The 25,087-nt window shown below is 69.3% G+C and carries 18 protein-coding genes; 7 read left to right on the top strand and 11 right to left on the bottom strand.

Features of this window, described 5'->3' with window-relative positions; translation table 11 throughout:
• Positions 1-28: 28 nt before the first annotated feature.
• Positions 29-1,420: a cysteine--tRNA ligase gene (gene cysS, locus G5B46_RS18755; protein WP_165261323.1), complete on the bottom strand. Its 1,392-nt coding sequence runs from the start codon at positions 1,418-1,420 to the stop codon at positions 29-31.
• A 193-nt stretch (positions 1,421-1,613) separates the two neighbouring features.
• Here cysS and folE point away from each other — a divergent pair, with 193 nt between their 5' ends.
• The gene (folE, locus tag G5B46_RS18760; RefSeq protein WP_165261325.1) at positions 1,614-2,252 is read left to right on the top strand and encodes a GTP cyclohydrolase I FolE; all 639 of its coding nucleotides are present in this window, start codon (positions 1,614-1,616) and stop codon (positions 2,250-2,252) included.
• A gap of 181 nt (positions 2,253-2,433) precedes the next feature.
• On the opposite strand, the gene G5B46_RS18765 is transcribed toward folE, so the two are convergent.
• Complete coding sequence (locus G5B46_RS18765) at positions 2,434-3,318, bottom strand: DUF817 domain-containing protein (protein WP_165261327.1); 885 nt, start codon at positions 3,316-3,318, stop codon at positions 2,434-2,436.
• Between the two features lie 75 nt (positions 3,319-3,393).
• Between G5B46_RS18765 and hisI the strand changes: the two genes are divergently transcribed.
• Positions 3,394-3,816: a phosphoribosyl-AMP cyclohydrolase gene (gene hisI / locus G5B46_RS18770; RefSeq protein WP_165261329.1), complete on the top strand. Its 423-nt coding sequence runs from the start codon at positions 3,394-3,396 to the stop codon at positions 3,814-3,816.
• Positions 3,803-4,429 carry a LysE family translocator gene (locus tag G5B46_RS18775; RefSeq protein WP_165261331.1) on the top strand — a complete coding sequence of 209 codons (627 nt, stop codon included), beginning with the start codon at positions 3,803-3,805 and terminating at the stop codon, positions 4,427-4,429. The genes hisI and G5B46_RS18775 overlap by 14 nt, the downstream gene beginning before the upstream one ends.
• A 15-nt stretch (positions 4,430-4,444) precedes the next feature.
• Here G5B46_RS18775 and G5B46_RS18780 read toward each other — a convergent pair whose 3' ends face one another.
• Complete coding sequence (locus G5B46_RS18780; protein ID WP_165261333.1) at positions 4,445-6,157, bottom strand: alkaline phosphatase D family protein; 1,713 nt, start codon at positions 6,155-6,157, stop codon at positions 4,445-4,447.
• 245 nt (positions 6,158-6,402) lie between these two features.
• Positions 6,403-7,587 (bottom strand): DUF418 domain-containing protein, encoded by a 1,185-nt coding sequence (locus G5B46_RS18785; RefSeq protein ID WP_165261335.1) that lies wholly within the window; start codon positions 7,585-7,587, stop codon positions 6,403-6,405.
• A gap of 252 nt (positions 7,588-7,839) precedes the next feature.
• Here G5B46_RS18785 and G5B46_RS18790 point away from each other — a divergent pair, with 252 nt between their 5' ends.
• Positions 7,840-8,253 carry a hypothetical protein gene (locus tag G5B46_RS18790; protein WP_165261337.1) on the top strand — a complete coding sequence of 138 codons (414 nt, stop codon included), beginning with the start codon at positions 7,840-7,842 and terminating at the stop codon, positions 8,251-8,253.
• Between the two features lie 48 nt (positions 8,254-8,301).
• Here G5B46_RS18790 and G5B46_RS18795 read toward each other — a convergent pair whose 3' ends face one another.
• Both G5B46_RS18795 and G5B46_RS18800 read right to left on the bottom strand, forming a co-directional pair.
• The gene (locus tag G5B46_RS18795; RefSeq protein ID WP_165261339.1) at positions 8,302-13,128 is read right to left on the bottom strand and encodes an NAD-glutamate dehydrogenase; all 4,827 of its coding nucleotides are present in this window, start codon (positions 13,126-13,128) and stop codon (positions 8,302-8,304) included.
• 339 nt (positions 13,129-13,467) lie between these two features.
• The gene (locus tag G5B46_RS18800) at positions 13,468-14,595 is read right to left on the bottom strand and encodes an AI-2E family transporter (RefSeq protein WP_165261341.1); all 1,128 of its coding nucleotides are present in this window, start codon (positions 14,593-14,595) and stop codon (positions 13,468-13,470) included.
• Positions 14,596-14,703: 108 nt separating this feature from the next.
• On the opposite strand from G5B46_RS18800, the gene G5B46_RS18805 reads away from it, so the two are divergent.
• On the top strand, positions 14,704-16,206 hold the full coding sequence (locus G5B46_RS18805) for a helicase HerA-like domain-containing protein (RefSeq protein WP_165261343.1): 1,503 nt from the start codon (positions 14,704-14,706) through the stop codon (positions 16,204-16,206).
• A gap of 166 nt (positions 16,207-16,372) precedes the next feature.
• On the opposite strand, the gene G5B46_RS18810 is transcribed toward G5B46_RS18805, so the two are convergent.
• The 4 genes from G5B46_RS18810 to G5B46_RS18825 all read right to left on the bottom strand — a co-directional run bounded on the left by G5B46_RS18810 (position 16,373) and on the right by G5B46_RS18825 (position 22,845).
• Positions 16,373-18,694 carry an ATP-binding protein gene (locus G5B46_RS18810; protein WP_165261345.1) on the bottom strand — a complete coding sequence of 774 codons (2,322 nt, stop codon included), beginning with the start codon at positions 18,692-18,694 and terminating at the stop codon, positions 16,373-16,375.
• Positions 18,695-18,784: 90 nt separating this feature from the next.
• On the bottom strand, positions 18,785-21,199 hold the full coding sequence (locus G5B46_RS18815; protein ID WP_165261347.1) for an EAL domain-containing protein: 2,415 nt from the start codon (positions 21,197-21,199) through the stop codon (positions 18,785-18,787).
• 169 nt (positions 21,200-21,368) lie between these two features.
• Complete coding sequence (locus G5B46_RS18820; RefSeq protein ID WP_165261349.1) at positions 21,369-21,980, bottom strand: polysaccharide biosynthesis/export family protein; 612 nt, start codon at positions 21,978-21,980, stop codon at positions 21,369-21,371.
• Between the two features lie 67 nt (positions 21,981-22,047).
• Positions 22,048-22,845 carry a metallophosphoesterase family protein gene (locus G5B46_RS18825; protein ID WP_165261351.1) on the bottom strand — a complete coding sequence of 266 codons (798 nt, stop codon included), beginning with the start codon at positions 22,843-22,845 and terminating at the stop codon, positions 22,048-22,050.
• Between the two features lie 258 nt (positions 22,846-23,103).
• Here G5B46_RS18825 and G5B46_RS18830 point away from each other — a divergent pair, with 258 nt between their 5' ends.
• Positions 23,104-23,976 (top strand): transglutaminase-like cysteine peptidase, encoded by an 873-nt coding sequence (locus G5B46_RS18830; protein WP_165261353.1) that lies wholly within the window; start codon positions 23,104-23,106, stop codon positions 23,974-23,976.
• Between the two features lie 80 nt (positions 23,977-24,056).
• Here the strand turns inward: G5B46_RS18830 and G5B46_RS18835 are convergent, their stop codons facing one another.
• The gene (locus G5B46_RS18835) at positions 24,057-24,683 is read right to left on the bottom strand and encodes a sugar transferase (protein ID WP_165261379.1); all 627 of its coding nucleotides are present in this window, start codon (positions 24,681-24,683) and stop codon (positions 24,057-24,059) included.
• 251 nt (positions 24,684-24,934) lie between these two features.
• On the opposite strand from G5B46_RS18835, the gene G5B46_RS18840 reads away from it, so the two are divergent.
• Positions 24,935-25,087, top strand: a complete 153-nt coding sequence (locus G5B46_RS18840; protein ID WP_165261355.1) for a hypothetical protein — start codon at positions 24,935-24,937, stop codon at positions 25,085-25,087.

Consider the following 25,087-nt stretch of genomic DNA (forward strand, 5'->3'; position numbering starts at 1 on the left):
TTCTCCCGCAAGGGGAGAAGGAAAGGGATCAGTCCTTCATGCGCCAGGTGGCGCCGGTCGGGCTGTCCATGACCACGACGCCCAGGGCGTCGAGTTCGCCGCGGATGGCGTCGGCGGCGGTCCAGTCCTTGGCCGTGCGGGCGGCGACGCGGCGGGCCAGCAGGTCTTCGACCTGGGCCTTCAGCTCGTCGGAGGCGTCGCCTTCGAACCAGCTGTCGGGATCGGCCTGCAGGAAGCCCAGCAGGGCGCCGGCCTCGAGCAGGCGCGACTTGTGGATCGCCACCTCGGTCAGATCGCCGGCGGTGACGGCCTTCTCGATGGCGCTGGAGACCTCGAACAGCTTGGCCGTGGCGGCCGGCGTGTTGAGGTCGTCGCACAGGGCGTCCATCACCTCCTGCGGGGCCTCGACGGCCTGGTCGGGGGTGACGTCCTTGGCGCGGCGCAGGGCGCCGTACAGGCGGTCCAGCGACTTGCGGCTCTGTTCCAGCAGCTCGGGCGTCCAGTCCAGCGGCTGGCGGTAGTGGGCGCTCAGCAGGGCCCAGCGCACCACCTCGCCCGGCACGGTCTTCACCAGCTCGTGCGGGATGATGACGTTGCCCAGGCTCTTGGACATCTTCTCGCCGGCCATGTCGAGGAAGCCGTTGTGCATCCAGTAGCGGGCGTAGGTCGGCAGGCCGTGGGCGCAGCGGCCTTGCGCCACCTCGTTCTCATGGTGGGGGAACTGCAGGTCGATGCCGCCGGCGTGGATGTCGATCGGCAGGCCCAGCTGCTTGTCGATCATCGCCGAGCACTCGATGTGCCAGCCGGGACGGCCCGCGCCCCAGGGGCTTTCCCACTCCGGCTCGTTCTCCTTGGACGGCTTCCACAGCACGAAGTCGGCCGGGTGGCGCTTGTAGGGCGCGACCTCGACGCGGGCGCCGGCGATCATCTCGTCCAGCGGGCGGCCGGAAAGCTGGCCGTAGTCGGCGAAGCTCTGGGTGTCGAACAGCACGTGGCCGTCGGCGGCGTAGGCCGAGCCGTTGTCCACCAGCTTGCCGATCATCTCGACGATGGCGCCGATGTGGTCGGTGGCCTTGGGCTCCAGCGTCGGGCGCAGCGCGCCCAGAGCATCGGCGTCCTGGTGATAGGCCGCGAGATAGCGGTCGGTGATGACCTTGATCTCGACGCCCTCGTCGGCGGCCTTCTTGTTGATCTTGTCGTCGACGTCGGTGACGTTGCGCGCATAGACCACCGCCTCGTCGCCGAACTCGTGGCGCAGCAGGCGGAACAGCACGTCGAAGGCCACCACCGGACGGAAGTTGCCGATGTGGGCGTAGCCGTAGACCGTCGGTCCACAGACATACATCGTCACCCGGTCGCGATCGGCGGGAACGAAGTCGCGCTTCTCGCGCGCCATGGTGTCGTAGAGCCTGATGGTCATGAAAACTCGGTCGCCTTGACGCAGCGGAAGGGTGTTGTCGGAACGAAAAACCGGACCCATATAGCGGGGAGCGCGTCTTGGAACCACGTCTTTGCGACGTGAAAGGCGCGCCCTTTAACGGGTGGCACGCGTAATTCCAGGACGACAGGCGTTCTGGCGCAACTCAGCCCGTGGAAAGAACCCCCGCCAAAACATGGACGCCCTGACCCGCGAGCGAACCCTGATCGGCTCTGATGACGCCGGTCTTGATCTTGAACCCGCCCAGCGCCCCACCCGCGACGAAGCCATGGCCGCCGTGCGCACGCTGCTGGCCTGGGCCGGCGACAACCCCGACCGCGAAGGCCTGCTCGACACGCCCCAGCGCGTGGTCGACGCCTATGGCGAGTGGTTCGCCGGCTATCACGGCGACCCGGCCAAGGAGCTTTCGCGCACCTTCGAGGACGTGCAGGGCTACGACGACATGGTCATGCTGCGCGGCATCGACGTGCAGAGCCACTGCGAGCACCACATGGCGCCGTTCCTGGGCAAGGCCTGGGTGGCCTACATGCCCACCGGCAAGGTCGTGGGCCTGTCGAAGCTGGCGCGCCTGGTGGAAATCTACGCCAAGCGCCTGCAGACCCAGGAAACCATGACCATGCAGGTCGCCGACGCCATCGAGGATCACCTCTCGGCCGCCGGCGTCGCCGTGCTGATCGACGCCGAGCACCAGTGCATGTCGACCCGCGGCGTGCACCACCACGACGTCTCGACCATCACCACCCAGTTCCGCGGCGTGTTCAAGACCGACAAGGTCCTGCAGCAGCGGTTCATGGATCTGGTTGCTCGCAAATAACGCGATCCCTCTCCCCTTGCGGGAGAGGGTGGCCCCGCGCAGCGGGGTCGGGTGAGGGGTCGCCCCCACGAGAAACGCCGCGACGGCTGATCGGCTGTCGCGGCGTCTTGCGTTTGAGAGACCCCTCATCCGTCGGCTTCGCCGACACCTTCTCCCACAAGGGGAGAAGGACACCTGCCCCCTACACCGCCCCGCGGATGCCCTCGCGCAGGCGTTCGACGCAGGCGTCGAGCGGGCGGTGGACCAGGCTGACCAGCACGAAGCTGATGGTCATCAAGAGGTACCAGGCGCCCAGCTTCTCGATCGGCACCATGTGCCAGCCCTCGCGCTGGCTGGGATAGATCCAGGCCCCGGCGGCCGTGCCCAGGTTCTCGGCCAGCCAGATGAACAGCGCCACCAGCATCAGGCCCAGCAGCATCGGCATGCGACGCTGGACGCGGTCGGGCGTGAACACGAACCAGGTGCGGCCGAACAGCAGGGCCGACAGCACGAACAGCCCCAGCCGCATGTCGGTGACATAGTGGTGCGTGAAGAAGTTCAGATAGATCAGCACCGCCAGGACGTGCGCGCTCCAGAACGGCGGATAGCGGATGAAGGTGATGTCGAAGAGCCGCCAGATGCGGGCGATGTAGCTGCCGACGCAGGCGTACATGAAGCCGGTGAACAGCGGCACGTCGCCGATCCGCAGGAGGCTGTCCTCGGGATAGATCCAAGAGCCGTGGGCGGTCTTGAAGATCTCCATGACCGTGCCGACCATGTGGAAGATCAGGATCACCGCCGCTTCGTCCCAGCGCTCCAGCTTGAGCAGCAGCAGCAGGGCCTGGATGGCCACCGAGGCGAGGACGAGGAAGTCGTAGCGGGCCAGGGCCGCGTCGTGCGGCCAGAACAGGTAGGTGCCGACCAGCAGCACCAGCATCAGGCCGCCGAACAGGCACGCCCAGGCCTGCTTGAGGCCGAACAGCAGGAATTCGTAGGCCCAGCCATTGGCCTGCGAGCGCTGAGCCCATGGACGCATCCGGCGATCCAACGTCGCCACGCCGTCCTTGATCCTGGACTTTAGGTCCATCGTCCCTGTCGTTCCCGTCCCCCGCCGGTGCGCGGAGGCTAGCCTGAACTGGGGGTCATGCGCCATATGTCTTTGATGACCAGCCAGATCTTCCCCTCCGCTCCCGACAAGCAGGCCCTGGAGCGGGGCGTCGTCATTGCTCCGCGCTTCGACGCCAACGGCCTGGTGGCGGCGGTGGCCCAGCACGCCGACACCGGCGAGATCCTGATGCTGGCCTGGATGAACGACGAGGCCCTGAAGCTGACGCTCGACACGGGCGTGGCCCACTATTTCAGCCGCTCGCGAAACGGCCTGTGGAAGAAGGGCGAGACCAGCGGCCAGCTGCAGATCGTCACGCAGGTGCGCATCGACTGCGACCAGGACGCCGTGGTCATCAAGGTGCGCCCGCAGGGCGACGGCGGGGCCTGCCACGTGGGCTTCCGCTCGTGCTTCTACCGGGTCTGGGAGAACGGCCAGCTGGTCGAGCGGGAGGAAGAGCACGTCCATGACCACGCCTGAGGCCCTGCTGGCCTTCACCCTGGCCGCCAGCCTGCTGACCATCACCCCCGGGCTCGACACCGCGCTGGTCCTGCGCAGCGCCGCCACCGAAGGCCCGCGCCGGGCGGCGGCCGCGGCCATGGGCATCGGGGTGGGCTGCCTCGTCTGGGGCATGGCCGCAGCCTTCGGGGCCGGGGCGCTGCTGACCGCCTCGGAACTGGCCTACACGGCCCTGAAATGGGCCGGCGCGGCCTATCTGGTCTGGATGGGCGTCAAGATGCTGTGGAAGCCGCGCGACCGCTTCGAGCCCGGCGCGGTGTCGCCCACCGGCGGCGGGATCGCCGACTCGTTCCGGCGCGGCCTGTTCACCAACCTGCTCAATCCCAAGGTCGGGGTGTTCTACATCTCGTTCCTGCCGCAGTTCGTACCGGCCGGGGCCAATCCCGGCGTGTTCGGGACCATGCTGGCGGGCATCCACGTCCTGCTGGGCCTGGCCTGGGCCGGCCTTTTGATCGCCGCCACCGCGCCGCTGGCCGGCCTGCTGCGCGAAGCCGCCGTGGTGAGGTGGCTCGACCGCATCAGCGGCGGCGTGTTCATCGCGTTCGGCCTGAGGCTGGCGCTGGAGCGGCGCTGATCGAGATCCCTCTCTCTAAGAGAGAGGGATTTCGCTTAGCGCCTTGACCCCGCCGCCGTCCGCCGGGGTGACCACGAAGGTCTTCAGCACGCTGGTCGTGTAGTCGGTCGACAGGATGGTCGACACCGCCACCAGCTGGCCCGTCGCGCGGCCCTTCTCCAGGGTCAGCAGGACGAAGCCCTTGGCGCTGGGGTGGGCGTACTTCACTTCGCGATTGCGCTGGACGAAGGCCTCGCCGATCGGGGCGCCGGGCATCAGGTCGCCATAGCCGGGCGAGGTGATCGAGGTGGCGCCGAACTCGGCCGCCACGCGGCTGGAGCCGGCGTCGTCCCACAGCTCGTTGGCCCAGAACATGTGGCTGTCGCCGGCCAGCACGATCGGGGCGGCCTTGCTGGCCTTGAAGATGTCGTAGACCCGCTGGCGGTCGGCCGGATAGCCGTCCCAGGCGTCGAGGTTGGAAGGGATGTCGTAGGCCGACATGGCGATCCCCTTCTCGACCCGGCCCCTGGCGTAGTCGGGCAGGGCCGCGACCAGGGCGTCGAACTTGGCCGCGCCCATCGTGGCCTTGAGGTTGGGGGCGGCGACGCGGGCCATGACCACCTGGTTGCCCAGCACCTGCCAGGCCGTGCCGGCCTTGACCGAGGCGTCGACCTCGCGGGCCAGCCACTGCTCCTGGCCCTCGCCCATCAGCCGGCGGGAGGGATCCTTCCACTTGGCCACGAAGGCCTCGACCTGCGGCTTGCCGTCGGCCGAGAAGGCCAGATCCTTGGCGTAGTCCAGCTGCTCGGTGCGGGCCGACAGGCGGGTCTCGACCATCAGCAGGGTGGCGACGTCGCCGAACTGGAAGCGGCGCCAGGCGGCTTCGGGCAGGGCTCCGGCCGAGGGTTCACGGATCGGCATCCACTCGTAATAGGCCTTCAGGGCGGCGGCCTTGCGGGCGGCCCAGTCGCCTTCTCCCTTGTCTGGATCGTGGTTCTCGGCCCCGCCGATCCAGCTGTCGTTGGCGGTCTCGTGGTCGTCCCAGACCACGATCCACGGCGCTCGGGCATGGGCGGCCTGCAGCATCGGGTCGGTCTTGTAGAGGGCGTGGCGGCGGCGATAGTCGCTCAGCGAGACGATCTCGTGCGGCGGGTCGGGTCGGCGCTGGGGCGCGACCGGCGAGCTCATGCCGTAGTCCTTGGGGCCGCCGCCGTACTCGTAGATGTAGTCGCCCAGGTGCAGCACGGCGTCGACGCGCGGCAGCTTGGCGATCGCGTCGTAGGCCGTGAAGTAGCCGTTCGGATAGAGCGAGCACGAGGCCACGGCCAGGACCACGTCCTTGACGCCCGCCTCGGGCAGGGTGCGGGTGCGCCCGGCGATCCCCTCGCCGACCGGCTTGCCGGCCTTCAGCGGACGGAAACGGAAGTGATAGTCGCTGCCCGGCTTCAGGCCCGTGGCGTCGACCTTGACCGTCCAGTCGCGGCCGGCGTCGGTGAGCGCCTGGCCCTGGGCGACGATGGTCTTGAAGCCCTCGTCGCTGGCCACCTCCCAGCGGACGGCCACCGGGGCGGTCGCGCCCTGGGCCGAAACGCGGGTCCACAGGATCACCCGGTCGGCCAGCGGATCGCCCGAGGCCAGGCCGTGGGCGAAGACGACCTCGCCGTCGAAGGTCTTGGGAGCGGCGGCGACGACCGGCGTGGCCGCGCCGGAGCCGAGCAGGGCCAGAAGCCCGCGACGATCGATCTTCATGTGAACGCACTCCCCGACTGGACGCCCGCGACGTCTTGCGGTCGCGTTAGTCCCGCCCGGCGACAACCCTATGACACACACGGTTATTCGACACGGACAAAGGGCTGGGTGCGAAGGCTCACGCGGGGTGCGTCCTTCGAGGCCCGCTGCGCGGGCGCCTCAGGATGAGGAGGTCCGTGCAATGAATCCCTCATCCTGAGGTGAGAGCCGAAGGCGAACCTCGAAGGACGCACGGCGCAGCGCGTTCACGCCCGCCGCAACCGCGTCGCCCCCCGATAGAGCCGCCGCCAGACCCATTCCAGCGGCCCCATCGAAAAGCGCGCGAGCCACCAGCGCGACCACAGCACCTGGACGATCCAGAGCGCGACGACGATCAGGGCCAGGGCCGGGCGGTCGAGGCGGGCATAGAGGCCAAGGCCCCGGCCGCCGTAGAAGATGGCGGTCATCACCAGCGACTGGGCGATGTAGTTGGTGAAGGCCATCTGGCCGACCGGGGCCAGGACGGCGGGGATCTTCCGCCAGAACCCGGCCGAGCGCGCCGCCAGCGCCATCAGCCCGACATAGGCCAGGGTGGTGAGGGGCGCGGTGGCGATCTGCAGCCCCTCGGCCAGGCGCAGGTCGCGCTCGCCCATGCCGCCCAGCACGAAGGCGAAATAGGGCCAGCCCACCAGGGCCAGCGCGCCCAGGCCGATGGCGATCAGCACGCCGTAGGTCCGCATCGAGGCCGCGCCGGTGAACACGCCCGTCTTGTAGGCCCCCAGGCCGACCATCATCAGGCCGGCCGTCTGCAGGAAGACGAGCACTTCGTAGGGCAGCATCTCCAGCCGGTCGGCGACGTTGGCGGCCAGGGACTGCAGGAAGCCGCCGCGATAGGCGGCGATCGCGGTCGCCGCACGGGCGGCCTCCGCAGCCGCTTCAGGGCCGGTGGACGCCGACGGGACCAGCGTCAGCAGGACCAGCGCCGCCCCGGTGACCAGCGAGAAGACGACCCACAGCCCGATCCCCGTGGCCAAGAGCTTGCGGGCCGGCCATGAGCGGGCCTGGGTCACCGCCAAGCCGGCCAGGGCGTAGCTCAGCAGCACGTCGCCCCACCAGATCGCAAAGCCGTGGACGATCCCGAACACGGCCAGCCAGCCCAGCCGGCGATAGAGCAGCCCGCCCCGGCCCTCCGCCCCCTTCTCTCCGCCGACCAGGAACATCGAGATCCCGAACAGCATCGAGAACAGGGCGACGAACTTGCGCTGGAACAGCCACTGGGTGACCAGCCATACCGACATCGTCTCCGGCCCCGTCCCGAACGGCCAGGTGCGGACGCTGTCGCTGAGCTCCATCGGAAAGGCGAAGCCGGGCGCATTGCACAGCAGGATGCCCAGCACGCCCAGCCCCCGCAGGGCGTCGAGCAGGATGATGCGGTCTTTGTCAGCGGCCATCGGGCCCGTTCCCCCGGATTTCGCGGGGATGGTGACCTGCGTCGCGGGCGGCGGGTAGCCCCACGGTCCGTTCGCCAGCGCGGCTTTTGTGCGAGGCGCACGGCGCAGAACTGTCACCCGAACGCCCCGTATCCCGGAAGAATGCGTGCCCGCCCCCAAACCGCGAAGAAACGCCCTAGCGACGCGCCATCAAAGATTTCAATCTATGAGTGCTTCAACAACGCGTACTTCCGGCGGGAACCAACGACCGAGATGATCACCCTGCTCGCAACCGCCGTCCTGGCGTCGACCGTGGCTTGCCAGGATTTCGACTCCGTCAGCCCGCAGCTTTGTCAGGGGGGAAACTTGTCAGGCGATCTGGCCAACGGGGGCCGACTGGTCGCGGTCGAAGAGGCCGACACCATAAGGATCTACTTCAAGGATGGCGGCAAGCTGACCAAGCTGGCGCAGGCAACGCGCCCGTCGGCCAAGGGCCTCTCCATCAAGGTGGCGCCCGCCGGACGCTATCCGCTGGAATGCCGAGGCCCCAGCGAGAGCGACTGCGCGTCGGTGCTGCAGCTGAACCGGCCGGGCGTCATAATCGGCGCCTCCGAAGGCGCAAGCACGCTCTTCTACTTCACGCATGGGGGCGACACCGAGGTCCGCAGCGTCACGATCAGCCGTTAAGCTCTGTGTGAAGGGAGCGGCGCAAAAGCGCCGCCCCTTCTGTCGTCGTCAGCCCTGCACCGACAGCTCGCGCAGCGCCGCGTTGGCGATGGTGAGCTTGGCGAAGGTCCAGCCGCCGCCGGCCTGCTCGATGTCTTCCACCGTGCGCTTGGCGGCCTTGACCCGGTCGGCGCGCAGGGCGGCCCAGGAGGCCACCGCGGCCTTGGCCGAGCCTTCGTCGTCGCCGGCCTGGGCGTTGGCGGCGAACTTCAGCACCGCCTGGGTGATGGCGGCCTGCTCGAACAGCAGGTCCTCGATCAGGCGACGGACGGCCAGGCGCTCGAAGCTGTCGCCGCCGACGAACTGGCCGGCCGCCCAGCGCAGGCGGTCGAAGCCGAGCGCCGCGCCGACCTGGTGGTACAGGCGGGCGACATTCTCGACCGACCAGCTGGACGCGTTGCCCAGGTCGACGAGGTCGGCGGCCGTGGTCACCGGCTGCAGGGCTGCGACCGCTTCCGCGAGTTGCTGCGGGGCGCCGTCGGCGACGTAGAGCTTGGCGCGCTTAGCCGTGGTCTTCTGTTCGAAGCTCGACAGGATGGCCGGGGTGAGACCCTTGAGGGCCGCCACCGACGGACCGTAGGCCTCGACCAGCTGCTGAACGCTGGACTTGTCGCGGAAGGCCCGCCGGGCCAGCCAGAAGGTCAGGCTGCGCAGCGCATAGGCCAGCGCCTTGTAGAGCGCGGTCTGGCCCTCGGCCTCGGCCTTGTTGTCCAGCGCCGAGACCTGATCCCACAGGGCGTCGACGCCCAGGATCTCGCGGGCGGCGGCGAAGCCGACCACCAGGGCCTCGACGTCGCAGCCGGCGGCGGCCTTCAGGCGACCCGGGAAGGTGGGGCCGCACATGTTGACCATCTGGTTGCCGACCACCGTGGCGATGATCTCGCGCTTGAGGCGGTGCTTCTGCATGGCGTCGGCGTACTTGCCGAGCGCCCCCGGGAAGTAGCCGCGCAGGGTGGTCTCGAACCAGGGATCGTCCGGCGCGCGCGAGGCGATGATCTCGTCGAACAGGTCAAGCTTGCCGTAGGCCAGCAGCACGGCCAGTTCCGGACGGGTCAGGCCCTTCTTGGCCTGGGCCCGGTCGGCCAGCACGGTCGCGTCGGGCAGGCCCTCGACCTTGCGGTCGAGGCGGCCGCGGGCCTCCAGCTCGCTCATGAAGCGGGCGTGCGCCTCCAGTTCCTCGGCGCTGTCGCTTTCGAGCAGGGTCAGCGCCAGGGTCTGGTCGTAGTTGTGCTCCAGCACGTGATGGGCGACGTCGTCGGTCATCGAGGCCAGCAGCGTGTTGCGGTCCGGACGGGTCAGCTCGCCCGAGCGCTCCAGGAGGCCCGTGAGGATCTTGATGTTGACCTCGTGGTCGGAGCTGTCGACGCCGGCGCTGTTGTCGATGGCGTCGGTGTTGGAGTGGCCGCCCGCTTGCGCGAACTCGATGCGGCCGGCCTGGGTGAGGCCAAGATTGGCGCCCTCGCCCACGACCTTGACCCGCAGGTCCGAGCCGTTGACGCGGATGGCGTCGTTGGCCTTGTCGCCGGCCTCGGCGTTGGTCTCGCCCTTGGCCTTAACATAGGTGCCGATGCCGCCGAGATAGAGCAGCTCGGCGCGCGACTTGAGGATCGCGGTCATCAGCTCGGCCGGCGAGACGCTGGCGGCCTTGAGGTCGAGCATGGCCTGGACCTCGGGCGACAGCGGGATCTCCTTCTGGTTCCGCGGCACGATGGCGCCGCCCTTGGAGAGCTTGCTGGCGTCATAGTCGGCCCACGAGGAGCGCGGCAGCTTGAACATGCGGTCGCGCTCGGCCCACGAGACGGCCGGATCCGGATCGGGATCGAGGAAGATGTGACGGTGGTCGAAGGCGGCCAGAAGCTTGGTCTGCTTGGACAGCAGCATGCCGTTGCCGAACACGTCGCCCGACATGTCGCCGACGCCGACCACGGTGAAGGGCTCGGCCTGGATGTCCTTGCCCAGCTCGCGGAAGTGGCGCTTGACCGCTTCCCAGGCGCCGCGGGCGGTGATGCCCATGACCTTGTGATCGTAGCCGACCGAGCCGCCCGACGCGAAGGCGTCGCCCAGCCAGAAGCCGTAGGATTCCGCCAGACCGTTGGCGATGTCGGAGAAGGTGGCCGTGCCCTTGTCGGCGGCGACGACCAGGTAGGGATCCTCGCCGTCGTGGGCGACCACGGCCGGCGGCGCGATCACCTGGTTGTCGGCGTCGATGTTGTCGGTGATGTCCAGGAGGCCCGACAGGAAGGTCTTGTAGGCGCGGATGGCCTCGGCCTGGACGGCGTCGCGGTCGCCGCCGCGCGGCAGCTGCTTGGGATAGAAGCCGCCCTTCGAGCCGACCGGCACGATGACCGCGTTCTTGACCTGCTGGGCCTTAACGAGGCCCAGAACTTCGGTGCGGAAGTCGTCGCGGCGGTCGGACCAGCGCAGGCCGCCGCGGGCGACGGGGCCAAAGCGCAGGTGCACGCCCTCGACGTGCGGGGCCGAGACGAAGATCTCGCGATAGGGCTTGGGCGCGGGCAGGTCGGCCAGTTCGCGCGAGGCGATCTTGAAGCTGATGTGCGGCTTGTGACCGCCGTCCTCGCCGGCCTGGTAGAAGTTGGTGCGCTGGATCGCGCCGACCAGGGCGGCGATGCGGCGCAGGACGCGGTCGGCGTCCAGGCTTTCCACCGCCTGCAGGGCCTCGGTGATCTTCTCCGCCACGGCCTGCGCCTGCGCCTTGCGGGCGGCCAGGTCGGCGGCGATGGCCGGGTCGAACTTGATGCGGAAGAGATCCAGGATCAGGCGCGCGACGCCCGGATTGTCGGCCAGGGCCGCCTCTTGCACGGCCTGCGACGGGTCCAGGCCCGTCTGCTGGCGATAGCGGGCCAGGGCGCGCACCAGGGCGGCCTCGCGCCAGTCGACGCCGAGCTCCAGCACCAGGCGGTTGAAGCCGTCGCTCTCGGCCTTGCCCGTCCAGATGGCGACGAAGGCGGCCTCGAAGGCGCCCTTCACGTCGGCGAACGACAGGTGCTCGCCTTCCTCGTCGCGCAGCACGAACTCGTGCACCCAGGTCGGGGCCTTGAGGCCGTCGACGGTGGGCTTCAGCTTGAAGCCGTCTTCGATCAGGGCTTTCAGGCCCATGTGCTCGAGGATCGGCAGCACGTCGGCCAGCGGCGCGGCCGCGCCCGGACGATACAGCTTGAAGCGGAAGGTCATGGCGTCGTCGCCGTCGCGGCGGAAGGCCCGCACGCGCACGGCCTCGCCGGCCTTCAGGTCGTCGACGACGGCGATGTCGGCCAGGGCCTCAGGCGCGTCGTACTGGTCGCGGTAGCCGGGCGGGAAGGCGCCGGCCCAGCGCGACAGGGTGTCGACCACCGGGCGGGTGGCGCCGCGCTCGCGGACGATGGCTTCGAAGCGGTCGTCCCAGGTGCGGGTGGTCTCGGCGATGGCCGCTTCCAGCGCGGCCAGGTCGGGATCGGGATGCACGCCCGGCTTGACGCCGAGGATGTAGTGCACCCGGGCCAGCGGGGCGTCGGAGAAGCTCGGATAATAGGCCGAGACGCGGCCGTCGAAGGCCTGGCTGAGCAGGTCGCCGGCGCGCTGACGCACGCCGGAGTCATAGCGTTCGCGCGGGACGAACAGCAGGGCCGAGATGAAGCGGTCGAACGGGTCGCGGCGGGTGAACAGGCGCACGCGCGGACGGTCGTAGAGGTGCAGCACGCCCAGCGCCATCGCGAGCAGGTCGCTCTCTTCGATCTGGAACAGCTCGTCGCGCGGCCAGGTCTCGAGGATGTTGCGCAGGCGCTTGCCGTTGTGGCTGTCGGGATCCTTGCCGGCTTGCCCGAGCACGTGCTCGACCTTGCGGCGGATCAGCGGCACCTCGTGGGCCGGGGTCTCGTAGGCCTCGGCGGTGAACAGGCCAACGAAGCGGACCTCGCCCGAGGGCTTGCCGTCGGCGCCGTAGCGGCGCACGCCGACGTAATCCATGTAGCCGCGGCGGTGGACCCTGGAACGCAGGTTCGACTTGGCCACGACCAGCGGGGCGCCCAGCAGCAGGTGGTCGCGCACCTGCGGCGACAGGATCGCCGGCTCGCTTTCGCGGCGCAGGACGGTGCGGGCCTGGTCGCGCAGCACGCCGAGGCTGCCTTCGGGCTGATAGAGCGGCTCTTCGGCGGCGTAGCCGCCATCGGCGGTGCGGGGATATTCGTAGACCCGCGCGCCCAGGAACACGAAGTGGTCGCCTTCCAGCCAGTCGAGGAAGTCCAGGCCCTCGGCGCGTTCGTCGGCCGGGATCTCGACCTGCGCGCCGCGCAGCTCGTCGATCGTGCGGCGCATCAGGGCGCGCATGGCGTCGAAGTCGTCGACGGCGCGGTGGACGTCGGCCAGGGCGTCGCGGACGGCGGTCAGCAGGGCCTCTTCACGGTCCTGGCCGACGGGCTCCAGCCACACCTGGATCAGCGAACGGCGCTGGCCGGCCAGCTCGACCATCGGGTGGAACATGGCGCGGACCGAGAAGCCGGTCTCGGCGATGGCGCCCATGATCGAGTCGACGAGGAAGGGACGGTCGGGCTGGACGATCTCGAGGACGTCGCCGCCCTTGGCGGTGCGCACGCGCAGGGCCAGGGCTTCGTTGGCCGAGGTCTCGGCGAAACGGTAGAGGGCGGCCAGCTCGGCGGCCACGTCGCCGGCCTGGACGCCGGGCAGCTCCTCGGCCGACCAGTCTTCCGCGGCCAGGGCCGCGAACTGGGCCTGGGCAGGGGTGAGCGCACCGCCGAAAGCCGTTTCCAGAGCCGCGCTCAGGGCCGTTCCCTGGGCGCTGGACGTCTGTTGGTTCGCCTTGCGGTCACTATCGCCGACCATGGGATTTCCTCGCGAATTTTTGGCGACAACCTAGCCCTTTCCCGTGCGCGTTCAACCGACACGCCCGAGAACCGAACAATATTTTGCCTAAACTGCTGAATTCCGAAGGAAGCGCCACCCACATTTCTATCCGGGCGCCCTGGCCGTGGATTGTTCGGAAACGCTGCTCCGAACACGGAAGCGCCGCCGGTGGGGGGAGACCGGCGGCGCAGGCCCGCCTTGGGGGGGCGGCGGGCGTTTTCCGCGTCCGACGCGCCAGGTAAAGCAGGCTGGCGTCGCGCGGGACCGGGATTGGGGGGCTCCCGGTACCAGACCTAGATAGGAGCGCTCCCAAGAAATTTAAGCCCCTTTTTTCGAACTCGGCCTTTTTCTCGCAGATCCCTGTTTGGCGACGCCCGCCGGGCCGTGTCCGGTGGCCCGTTCGCTGGTCGGATCCCCGTCCTCCGACAGCAGGATGGCGATCCAGCGGGTGCCGTCGAACTGGGCCAGGATCAGCATCAGGGCCACGGTCAGGGGCGTGGACAGGAACATGCCGATGCCGCCCCACAGCGCGCCCCAGACGGCCAGCGACAGCAGGACGACGGTCGGGTCCATGTTCAGGCTGTCGCCCTGCATGCGCGGCAGGACGACATTGCCCACGACGAAGAAGATCACCTGCAGCGACCCGGCCAGGATCAGGGCCGGCAGCAGGCTGTGGGGGAACTGCACCAAGGCAAACAGCGGCGGCAGGATGCAGCCGATGGCGCCGCCGATGATCGGGATGTAGGCGGCGATGAAGATCAGGAAGGCCCAGAAGAAGGCGTTGTCGAGCCCGACCAGGGCCATCACCGCCCAGGCGGCCACGGCGATCATCAGGCCGGTGACGGTTTGGATCCACAGGTACTGCTCGACCCCGTTGCGGATGCGCTGGAACAGGGCCACCGACTGATCGCGCTCGGCGTGGTGCGGGAACAGCGCGACGATCTTGCGCGAGAAGCCCCGGCGCGAGGCGATGATGAAGCCCAGATAGATCAGCACCAGGACGGCGTTGGAGGCGAAGTTCTGCAGGCTGCCGGCGATGGCCCCGACATATTGCTGCGGATTGAGCTGGGCGATCAGGTCGTCCAGCGTGGGGGCGACGCGGATCCCGAAGAGGCCGGCGATCTTGGCGATCACCTCGTTGAGGCGCGGCGCATAGGCCTTGGCCTGGCCGACGAACCCGGCGCCGTTCTCGACGACGATCCACACCGAGCCGCCGAACAGCAGCAGCGACAGCACGATGGCCGTCGGCAGGGCCAGCTTCTCGGGGAACTTGGGCACCCGCACCGTCAGCACGCGGGCGAAACTGTCGATCATCACCGCCAGGAAGATGGCCAGGACCAGCGGGGTGAGAATGCCGCGCATGAAATAGAGGGCCGCGCCGGCCGCGACCACCGCCAGGAAGACGACGGCGTTGCGGCTGGTGATCGAGGGCGTGAAGGTCGTCATCGACGGGAATCTCTGCTGGCGTAGATCTTGGGCGCCATTGTTCAGGCCGATTGGCGAGAGACAAGGCGCCAGCTAGGCTTAAGCCTCAATCATGTAGGGAAGTTGCGCATGACCCTGGCGATCGGCGAAGGCGAGATCCTGATCGGGCTCGGCGAAGGACCTGTCACTCAGCGGCTGGACCGCTCCAATCGCCACGGCGTGGTGGCCGGCGCCACCGGCACCGGCAAGACCGTGACGCTGCAGGTCATGGCCCAGGCCTTCGCCGACGCGGGCGTGCCGGTGTTCGCCGCCGACGTGAAAGGCGACCTTTCCGGCGTCGCCGCGCTGGGAACGCCGAACGAGAAGATGCAGGCTCGCGCCGCGTCGATGGACATCACCCTGACCCCGGCCGCCCCGCCGACCATCTTCTGGGACCTGTTCGGCGAGAAGGGCCACCCGATCCGCACGACCATCTCGGAGATGGGGCCGCTGCTGCTCTCGCGCCTGCTGGAGCTCAACGACGTGCAGGAAGGGGTGCTGACCATCACCTTCCACGTCGCCGACCAGGACGGCCTGCTGCTGCTGGACCTGAAGGACCTGCAGGCGGCGCTGAAATACGTGGCCGACAACGCCGGCGAGATCGGCACCCAGTACGGCAACGTCTCGGCCGCCACGGTCGGCGCGATCCAGCGCAAGCTCTTGACCCTGCAGACGCAGGGGGCCGAGCACTTCTTCGGCGAGCCGGCCCTGAACCTCGCCGACATCATGCGCACCGACGTGGCCGGTCGCGGCTACGTCAATGTGCTGGCGGCAGACAAGCTGATCCAGTCGCCCAAGCTCTATTCGACCTTCCTGCTGTGGCTGCTGTCGGAGCTGTTCGAAGAACTGCCCGAGGTGGGCGATCCGGAAAAGCCCAAGCTCGTCTTCTTCTTCGACGAGGCGCACCTGCTGTTCAACGACGCGCCCAAGCCCCTGCTGGAGAAGATCGAGCAGGTGGTGCGCCTGATCCGCTCGAAGGGCGTGGGCATCTATTTCGTCACCCAGAACCCGGCCGACATTCCCGACGCGGTGCTGGGCCAGCTGGGCGCGCGCGTGCAGCACGCGCTGCGCGCCTACACCCCGGCCGACCAGAAGGGCCTGAAGGCGGCGGCCCAGTCGTTCCGGGTCAATCCCGCCTTCGACACCGCCGAGACCATCCAGGCCCTGGGCGTGGGCGAGGCCCTGGTCTCGGTGCTCGACGCCAAGGGCGCGCCCTGCGTGGTGCAGAAGACCCTGATCCGCCCGCCGGCCTCGCGCCTGGGCCCGCTGACGCCCGAAGAGCGCGCCGCCGCCATCGCCAAGAGCCCGGTGGCCGGCCTCTACGACACCGCCCAGGACCGCGCCTCGGCCTACGAGACCCTGCAAGGCCGCGCCGCCGAGGCCGAACGCCAGCGCGCGGCCGAAGAGAAGGTGCGCGAGCGCGAACGCGCCCGGGAAGAGCGCGAGGAGGCCCGCGCCTCGCGGCCTCGCGCGTCGTCCAGCCGCCAGGGCATGGCCGAGACCTTCGCCAAGTCGCTGCTGCGCACCGTGGCCAGCCAGGCCGGCCGCGAGATCATGCGCGGGCTGCTGGGGGGATTGAGCCGCAGGCGGTAGGTTCCTTCTCCCTGCGGGAGAAGGTGGCGGCCGAAGGCCGACGGATGAGGGGTCTCTCAAACCTGAGCCGTCGCGCCCGGTCGATCAGCCTGGCGAGGCCGACAGGCCTGTCGACCCCTCACCCGACCTGCTTCGCAGGCCACCCTCTCCCGCAAGGGGAGAGGGATCATTTCTGATTGACCGCCTCGGCCAGCGCCCGATGCAGCTGCTCTATCCGGAACGGCTTGCGCAGCACCGGCCAGGGCAGGTCTTCCAGGGCGGCGGCCAGGCGGTCGCCGGCGTAGCCGGTGGTCAGGAGGACGGCGGTGCGGGGCGAGCGCTCGGCGACGATGCGGCCCAGCTCCACGCCGCTGACGCCGCCGGGCATCACCAGGTCCGACAGCAGCACGTCGAAGGCGGCCTCGGCGTCGAGGCGGGCCAGGGCCGCCCGGCCGTGCTCGGCGGTGACGACGACGCAGCCCAGTTCCGACAGTGCGCCCTCGGTGATCGCCCGGACGCTGGGATCGTCCTCGACCAGCAGCACCCGAACACCGGAAAGATCGGCGGCCGGGGCGTCCTCGGCCCGCTCCACGGCCACGCCCTCGCCGGCGGCGGCGGGCAGGTGCAGCGAGACGGTCGTGCCCCCGCCCTGCTGGCTGTCGATGGTCACGGCCCCGCCGCACTGGCGCACGAAGCCGTAGACCTGGGCCAAGCCAAGGCCCGTGCCCTTGCCGACCTCCTTGGTGGTGAAGAACGGCTCGAACACCCGGGCGAGCACCTCGGGCGACATGCCGTGGCCGGTGTCCGACACCGAAACGCGCACATAGTCGCCGGCCGGGGCCTCGCCCGCCTGGCCGTCCTCCAGGCGCTCGGCCGAGACCTCGACGGTGATGGTTCCGTGATCGGGCGTGGCGTCGACGGCGTTGACGACGAGATTGAGCAGGGCCGCCTCGAACTGGGCGGCGTCGACGCGGCTGGATCCCGCCTCGCCGTCGGCGCGGACCACCAGGCTCTTGGCGTCGCCGACGGCGCGGCGGACCAGGGGCTCGACCTGCAGGATCAGGCCGGCGATGTCGACGACCTCCAGCTTCAGTTCCTGGCTGCGCGAGAAGGCCAGCAGCTGGCGGGTCAGGCGCTCGCCGCGCTGGCCGGCGGCCAGGGCCGCCTCGCCCAGGCGCCGCACCCGCGCCACGTCGTCGGGACGCTTGAGGATCATGTCCAGCCCGCCGACCATCACGGTCAGCAGGTTGTTGAAGTCGTGTGCGACGCCGCCGGTCAGCCGGCCGACGGTCTCCAGCCGCTGCGACTGGGCGAGCGCCGCCTCGGTCTTGGCGCGCTCGGCGATGCTGGCCTCCAGGGCCGCGGTGCGCTCGGCCACGCGGTCTTCCAGCTCCAGCGTGGTCTCGACCACCTCGGTATTGTCGAAGCAGCTGCCGATATAGCCCTGGTACTGGCCGTAGGCGTCGTGGCGCGGCGCGCCGGCGCTGCTGATCCAGCGCCAGGCGCCGTCGGCGCGGCGTAGGCGGAAGGCGGCCCGGAACGCGCGGCGCTCGGCCATGGCGGCCGCCGCCTCGGCCTCGGCGGCCTCCAGGTCGTCGGGATGCACGCCCGCCGCCCAGCCGCGCCCCAGCTCCTCGTCCATCGCCCGGCCGGTGAACTTCAGCCAGGCGTCGTTGAACCAGATGCAGGCTCCGTCGGCGCCGGAGATCCAGATCATCACCGGCGCGGCATTGGCCACGCCCCGGAACTGCTCTTCGCTGGTGCGCAGGGCGGCCTGGGCGCGGCGCTCGCGGGTCACGTCGCGAAAGGTCACCGCCAGGCCCTCGGTGATGCGCACGCCGCTGGAGCGCACCCAGTGCTCCTCGCCGTCGATCACCCGGCGCACCTCCAGGTCGTCGGGGCCGCCCTCGTCGAGCAGCCGCGACAGGCGCTCGATCATCTGCTGGCCGGTCTCGTCGGGAAAAACGTCGCGCACCCGGCGGCCGATCAGGCTGGAGACGCCGCGCGGCCGCAGCGCCTGGGCGGCGGGGTTGGCGTAGGTCCAGCGGAAGTCGGCGATCTGGCCGCCGCGCCGCAGCGGCTCCAGGATCACGAAGGCGTCGAGCGAGGCGTCCTGGGCGATGCGGAAGCGCTCCTCGGCGGCCAGGCCGCTGCGCACCGCCAGCCGCAGGGCGGCGACGAACAGCACGATGAGGCCGCCGCTGAGCGCGAAGGTGGCCAGCTGCGCGGCCTGGGCCGTGTCGAGCGGGCCGCCCATCCACAGCAGGCGCACGATCAGCGCGCTGGCCAGCATCGCGGCCAGGCCCGCCCAGAGCCCGCCGACCAGGGCGGCCAGCATGACGGCGACGAAGAACGGCGGGAAGTTGCTGGGGTGGTCGGTCAGGCTGGCCGCGCCGACGCGGGCGGCCACGGCCAGGCCCACGGCCACGCCGGCCAGGCAGAACCTGAGGATCGGGCGGTCGACCGACGATGCGAACCGGATCGTCGCCCGACTGAGAAACTGGCCCATTACGCTAGCCCCGCGTCACCAGGCGCACCCCCGCCGGCGACGCCTTGCAAACGCCGCCGCACGGCAGAGGTTCCCGGAAGGGACGTACGATCAGGCCGCGCCGCGGGCCTTGGTCTCGACCTCGTTGGCGGCCGCCGCGGCGGCGCGCGCCAGGGTCCAGGCCGACAGGCTGTCGATCGGGCCCGGACGGCCGATGGCGTAGCCCTGCAGTTCGGCGCAGGACTCGCCGCGCAGGAAGTCGATCTGCTCCTGGGTCTCGACGCCCTCGGCCACGACCGGGATCTCCAGGCTGCGGCCCAGGCCCAGCACGGCGCGCACGATGACGGTGGCGCGGTCGTGGCGATGGATGTTCTCGACGAAGCTCTTGTCGATCTTGATCTTGTCGAACGGGAACGACTGCAGGGTCGACAGCGACGAGAAGCCGGTGCCGAAGTCGTCCATGGCGATGCGCACGCCCAGGGCCTTCAGGCGGCGCAGGTTGTCGAGCGCGCGCTGGTAGTCCTTGAACAGGGCGCTTTCGGTGATCTCCAGCTCCAGGCGCGAGGGCGACAGGCCGGTGGCGATCAGCACCTCGTGCACCAGGGTGGGGAGGTTGGGCTGGTTCAGCTGCAGCGGCGACAGGTTGACGGCGATGCGCAGCGGGCGGTCCCAGCTGGCGGCGTCGGCGCAGGCGCGGCGCAGGACCCATTCGCCCAGCTGGGTGATCAGGCCGTTCTCCTCGGCCACCGGAATGAACTCCAGCGGCGGGACCATGCCGCGCACCGGATGCTTCCAGCGGACCAGGGCCTCGAAGCCGCAGACCTCGCCGTCGGCGGCGCGGGCCAGCGGCTGGTAGAACACCACCAGCTCTTCGTCGGTGATCGCCTGGCGCAGCTCGCGCGCCAGGGTGCGGCGTTCACGGATGGTCTCGTCCATCTCGCGCTTGAAGAAGCGGTAGACGCCGCGGCCGCTTTCCTTGGCGCGGTACAGGGCCATGTCGGCGTTGGCCAGCAGGGCCTCGGCCGTGCGGCCGTCGTCGGGGAACAGCGAGACGCCCAGGCTGGCGCCCATGGCCAGGTCCTGGCCCTCGTAGACGGCCGGGGTCGACAGTTGCTCGAGCACGCGGCCGGCCAGTTCGGCGGCGGCGGCCGGCTGGTCGCCGGCGGCGATCTGCACAAGGATGAACTCGTCGCCGCCCAGGCGCGCGGCGAAGGACGGGGCGCTGACCGAGTCCTGCAGGCGGCGCGCGGCCTCGACCAGCAGGGCGTCGCCCGCCAGGTGGCCGTGCAGGTCGTTGGCTTCCTTGAAGTGGTCCAGATCGATGCAGACCAGCGACAGGGTCTCGCCGGAAGCCTCGACGCGCTCCAGGGCCGCGGCCAGGCGCGCCTGCAGGGAGTTGCGGTTGGGCAGGCCGGTGAGGCCGTCGTGCTCGGCCAGATAGCGGATCTTCTCCTCGGCCGAGCGGCGCTCGCGCAGGTCGCGGATGGCCAGCACGGTCAGGCCCGAGGTCTCGGTGCGGGCGCCGTCGTCCATCAGGCGCGAGAACACCTCGACCGGGATGGCGCGGCCGCCTTCCAGCGGCTGCAGCAGGCCCTCGCGGCGCACGCCTTCGCGGGCGGCTTCCTTGCCGTCGAAGGTCAGCATGGAGGTGTAGAGCGGCTTGCCGACCAGGTCGCCCAGCTGGGCGCCAGCCAGTTCGCAGAAGGCGGCGTTGGCGTCGTTGATGCGGCCGTCCTGGACCACGACGATGCCTTCGTAGGCGGCGTTGGCCAGGCGGCGGATGCGGTCGAGCGCCGAGCGGCTGGTCGAGGACTCGATGGTCACCGCGCCCAGGCCGCCCAGGATGATCAGGCCGGTGATGGCGGTCACCGCCAAGGTCAGCATCGCGCCCGACAGCAGTTGCTCGGGCACCACGACGTTGACGTCGGGCATGATGGTCACCGCGCCCATGCCGGTGAAGTGCAGGCCGCAGACGCCCAGGGTCAGCACCGTGCCGCCGATCAGCTGCTTGGTCAGCGAGCGGGCGCGACCGGCGATGACCAGGGCGATGGCCGAGAAGGAGACGCCGATGACGACCGAGGCGGCGACGGTGGCTTGCTCCCACAGCACGTAGCCCTGGGTCACGAAGGCCGACATGCCGGTGTAGTGCATCGCGCCGATGCCCAGGCCCAGCAGCAGGCCGCCGGCGCAGTCGTTGGTGCGGGTGCGCTCGGCCGAGGCCACGGCGAAGCCGGCGGCCATGAACAGCACGGCGATCATCAGCGACAGCAGGGTGCCGGCGGGGCTGTAGCCCGTCTTCAGCCCCGGATCGTAGGCGACCATGGCGATGAAGTGGGTGGCCCACACGCCCGAGCCGGCGACCAGGCCGGTCAGCAGCAGCCAGGCGCCGCGGACCAGGCCGCGCGCCCCGCGCAGGCGGGAAAAGAGCCGGAAGGCCGTGAAGCAGGCGGCGAAGCAGACGAGGCCGGCGACAAGCACGAGCCTGAAGTCATGCTGCCCCGTCAGGCAGGTCAGAACCTTCAGCAAAGGCGTTCCCCCAGAGTGGTACGGCGCCACTCTGTGCGGAAAGATACAAAAAAAGAGTTTCTATTACGCGGCCAGGTAGTCGCAGACGCGGCCTATCGCCGCATTTCGTGGTGAATCAAACCCTAATCGGACGATAGCCACGAACAACACCGCGCCTGCTTTGGAGTCCTTAAAAGAAGCGCTCGCCGATACGCACGGTGTCGCCCGGCGCGACCTGGGTCGACGGCGTCAGCTCCATCTTGGTCTCTTTCTCTTCGCCAAGACGCTTGATGTAGACCTTGTTCTTGTCGGCCCGGTAGGTGTAGCCGCCGGCGGTGGCCACCGCGTTCTGCACGGTCAGGCCCGAGGTGTAGGGATAGGTGCCCGGCTTGCTGACCTCGCCCAGGATGTAGAACGGGCGGAAGTTCAGGACCTCGGCGCTGACGCGCGGCTGCTTGAGATAGCCGTTGCGCAGGGCGGCCTCGACCGTCTCCTGGAACTGGCGGACGCTGAGGCCGGCGGCCTTGACCTCGCCGACCAGCGGCAGCGAGACCTGGCCCGAACCGGTGACGTAGAACTCGCCCGACAGGGTGGGTTCGCCGAAGACCGTGACCCGGACCTTGTCGCCCGACCCCAGCTGATAATCGGGGTCGACCGGGGCCGCGGCGGGCATGGCCTGCTGCATTGCAGCAGCGTCCTGCGACGGCGGAAGCGTGGCGTCCTGGGCGTGGGCGAGCGGCGCGGCGGCGCCGAGGGCCAGGCAGAGCGCAGCCGCCCGAATAAAGCGTCGAACGGTAATCATTCTCGTCACGTCTCTCGGCTGCATCCCTCGCAGGTCTCATCGCATGGAGACTCCGGCGCCACAAGCTTCACGCCGGGACGGGGCGCCGTTTTCGCGCTTGCAGCATGGTCGGCGCACCCTCGCCCACGCGGACGGCGGTCAGAACGCCCGTCGCATAGGCTCCTGTGTCGACATTGATCCGGTCACGGCCCAGGAACGGCTCCTCGTCGGGCGTGTGGCCATGCACGACGACGCAGCCCAGGCCGTGCGGCTGATGCAGGAAATCGCCGCGGATCCACAGCAGGTCCTGCGGGTCCTGCTCGGCCAGCGACCGGCCCGGCCGCACGCCGGCGTGGACGAACAGGTAGTCGCCATAGGCGGCGGTCAGCTCCAGCTGCCGCAGGAAGGTCAGGTGGCGCAGGGGCAGGTTGCGCTGGAACTGCTCCTGGGCCGCGCGCCAGGCCTCGGGGTCGCGACCGACCGGCCGCGCCACGCCGTAGGAGGCCAGCGTCTCGCCGCCGCCGAACTCGGCCCAGATCGGCCCGCCCTCGGGCGTGTCGAGGAACTGCAGCAGGGTCTGCTCGTGATTGCCAATCAAGGCCCGCACCTCGAAGCCCGAAGATCCGCCGGCGGCGGCCTTGAGGGCGGCGATGCGGTCGATGACGCCCGCCGAGTCCGGACCACGATCGACATAGTCGCCGACGAACACGATGACCGGCCGGTCCTGCCGGCCGAGGGCGGCGAAGTCGGCCGCCACCGTGTCGAGCAGCTGGTCGAGCAGGTCGAGACGGCCGTGGATGTCGCCCACGCCGTAAACCACTCGGCCGCCGGCGGAGGCCGCCTCGGGCTTGGATCGAGACTTGGGACGCAGGAAGCCGAAGACCATGGACCAGGGAGCGATCGGTGAAGGAGGAAGGAAGCCGATCTCCAAAATGCCTTAGGCGCAAGGCCCCTTCAACCGCTGCCGTTGATATTTACGATAAATAAACCGAGATTTTCGAGATGAATTTAACCGTGAATATTCAGCTCCAATTATCAATAACGCCAAATAAACCAGATTGATTATACGTTAAAACACCAAGCATTTTGACCTCGAATTCAATGGATATCCCGATGATGGGCTCACGAACTTCGCGAGCCAGTCATGAAGATCACCGCCTTTCTCGGAACCGCCGCCGCCAGCCTGGGGCTGATGGCCGCCGCCGGCCCGGCCCTCGCCGCGCCGGCGCCGGCGTTCATGCCGCTGGGCGCGCCCGCCGCCGCCCCGCCCGGGTTCACCGACCTGTGCCAGCGCGACCTGGACAGCTGCGGCGCGGCCCCGCACGAGATCGCCGCCCTGACCGGCCAGGCGCCCCAGCCGGGCCTGGCCACCTCGTCGACCTCGAGCGCGTGGACCAGCGGCCGCCGCCTGGTGTTCGCCTCGCAGGTCCAGGCCGCCGAGCCGCAAGCCGCCGACGAGGACGAGAGCGCCGCCCTGACGGTCGAGACCCTGGCTCCGCTGCGCCTGGAAACCGATTTCGCCGTGGTCTCGCCGGACCAGGCCCTGGCCGCCGCCCTGTCGCCCAGCCCCGTCGCGCCGGCCCGCCCGGCGATCAACCTGGCCTCGGCCCCGGGCGAGGCGCCGCGCCTGTCGCGCGACCAGATGAAGCTGCTCAACGACATCAATCGCCGCGTTAATCGCGAAGTGCAGAAGGCCGACGACTTCGATCTGTACGGCATGATCGAATATTGGAGCCTGCCGCGCGTCATCAACGGCAAGATGTACGGCGACTGCGAGGACTACGCGCTGGAAAAGCGCCGCCGTCTGATCGAGGCCGGCGTGCCGGCCGCGGCCCTGTCGATGGCCGTGGCGGTGACCGCCCGCGGTGAAAGCCACGCCGTGCTGGTGGTGGCCATGGAACAGGGCGACTGGGTGCTCGACAACCTGACCCCCTGGGCCACGCCCTGGAGCGAGCTCAACTATCGCTGGGTCGAGCGCCAGGCCCCCGGCTCGGCCGCCTGGGTGACGATCGGCTGATCCCAGACAGTCCTGGCAAAGAAAAAGGCCTCGCTTCCAAGAGAAGCGAGGCCTTTTCCATAATCAACGGCGTCGCGCGCCTAGTAGGCGTTTTCGGCCATCAGCAGGTGCGGAACCGTCAGAAGCAGGATGCGGATGTCGCTCATCAGCGACCAGCCGTCGATATAGGCGATGTCGGCCTTGATGCGGGCCGCCATGTCCTCGACGTCGGTGGTGCCGCCGCGCAGGCCGCGGATCTGGGCCAGGCCCGTGAGGCCGGGCTTGGCCTGGAAGCGCATGTTGTAGGTCGAGATCAGCGCGCCGTAATAGGCGTCGTGCGCCATGGCGTGCGGACGCGGCCCGACCAGCGACATGTCGCCCTTGAGCACGTTGAGCAGCTGGGGCAGCTCGTCGATGCTGGTGGTGCGCAAAAGCTTGCCGGACTTGGTGATGCGGTCGTCGTCGCGACGGGCCTGGGTGACCTTGTCGCCGTTCTCCTCGCACCGCATCGAGCGCAGCTTGTAGATGGTGAAGGTTCGTCCGTTCAGGCCGCCCCGCGTCTGGCGAAACAGCACCGGACCGGGCGACTCCAGCTTGATCCAGAGCGCCGCGAGCAGAAGCACGGGCGCGAAGAAGACCAGGGCAAGGCCAGCGACGACGACATCGATGAAGCGCTTGCCGGGATCCACGGCGACACGAGCAAAAATCTCGCCCGCGACGGCGTTCATGGTTTCGGTGTTCGAGCTTCCGCTCACAGCGTAACCCCCTATCCCACGACACACAAAAAGGAACGAAGCCACCCCACTTCGTCTCTAACTACCTAATGCAACTCTCCGACGACGTCGCGCGGAAACTGATACTTAACCATAAAATACAGTCATTTTGCGTAAACCTTGTTCCTTCATTGGGGCTTAGGGCTGAGAAGCTAAGCTTAAATTCGCGCAGTTGACGAACCTGCGCTGAAGGGGCCTTGAGTTTCATGCCGCACGCCGACATTTCGATGAACAGCATCGCCGAAGCTGTTCCGACCACTACGCGCCGTCTGCCGCGCGCCGTGGGCCTGGGCCTGGCGGCCGTGGTCTCGATCGGCCTGTGGCTGGCCGCGCTGGAACTGGTGCGCGCCGTCTTCTAG

Source organism: Caulobacter sp. 602-2 (genome assembly GCF_011043625.1).
GTDB lineage: Bacteria > Pseudomonadota > Alphaproteobacteria > Caulobacterales > Caulobacteraceae > Caulobacter.

Bases quoted from the DNA above. Each gene is read 5' to 3' on its own strand.
- cysS (WP_165261323.1), bottom strand. From the start codon at position 1,420: ATGACCATCAGGCTCTACGACACCATGGCGCGCGAGAAGCGCGACTTC.
- folE (WP_165261325.1), top strand. From the start codon at position 1,614: ATGGACGCCCTGACCCGCGAGCGAACCCTGATCGGCTCTGATGACGCC.
- G5B46_RS18765 (WP_165261327.1), bottom strand. From the start codon at position 3,318: ATGGACCTAAAGTCCAGGATCAAGGACGGCGTGGCGACGTTGGATCGC.
- hisI (WP_165261329.1), top strand. From the start codon at position 3,394: ATGACCAGCCAGATCTTCCCCTCCGCTCCCGACAAGCAGGCCCTGGAG.
- G5B46_RS18775 (WP_165261331.1), top strand. From the start codon at position 3,803: ATGACCACGCCTGAGGCCCTGCTGGCCTTCACCCTGGCCGCCAGCCTG.
- G5B46_RS18780 (WP_165261333.1), bottom strand. From the start codon at position 6,157: ATGAAGATCGATCGTCGCGGGCTTCTGGCCCTGCTCGGCTCCGGCGCG.
- G5B46_RS18785 (WP_165261335.1), bottom strand. From the start codon at position 7,587: ATGGCCGCTGACAAAGACCGCATCATCCTGCTCGACGCCCTGCGGGGG.
- G5B46_RS18790 (WP_165261337.1), top strand. From the start codon at position 7,840: ATGATCACCCTGCTCGCAACCGCCGTCCTGGCGTCGACCGTGGCTTGC.
- G5B46_RS18795 (WP_165261339.1), bottom strand. From the start codon at position 13,128: ATGGTCGGCGATAGTGACCGCAAGGCGAACCAACAGACGTCCAGCGCC.
- G5B46_RS18800 (WP_165261341.1), bottom strand. From the start codon at position 14,595: ATGACGACCTTCACGCCCTCGATCACCAGCCGCAACGCCGTCGTCTTC.
- G5B46_RS18805 (WP_165261343.1), top strand. From the start codon at position 14,704: ATGACCCTGGCGATCGGCGAAGGCGAGATCCTGATCGGGCTCGGCGAA.
- G5B46_RS18810 (WP_165261345.1), bottom strand. From the start codon at position 18,694: ATGGGCCAGTTTCTCAGTCGGGCGACGATCCGGTTCGCATCGTCGGTC.
- G5B46_RS18820 (WP_165261349.1), bottom strand. From the start codon at position 21,980: ATGATTACCGTTCGACGCTTTATTCGGGCGGCTGCGCTCTGCCTGGCC.
- G5B46_RS18825 (WP_165261351.1), bottom strand. From the start codon at position 22,845: ATGGTCTTCGGCTTCCTGCGTCCCAAGTCTCGATCCAAGCCCGAGGCG.
- G5B46_RS18830 (WP_165261353.1), top strand. From the start codon at position 23,104: ATGAAGATCACCGCCTTTCTCGGAACCGCCGCCGCCAGCCTGGGGCTG.
- G5B46_RS18835 (WP_165261379.1), bottom strand. From the start codon at position 24,683: ATGAACGCCGTCGCGGGCGAGATTTTTGCTCGTGTCGCCGTGGATCCC.
- G5B46_RS18840 (WP_165261355.1), top strand. From the start codon at position 24,935: ATGCCGCACGCCGACATTTCGATGAACAGCATCGCCGAAGCTGTTCCG.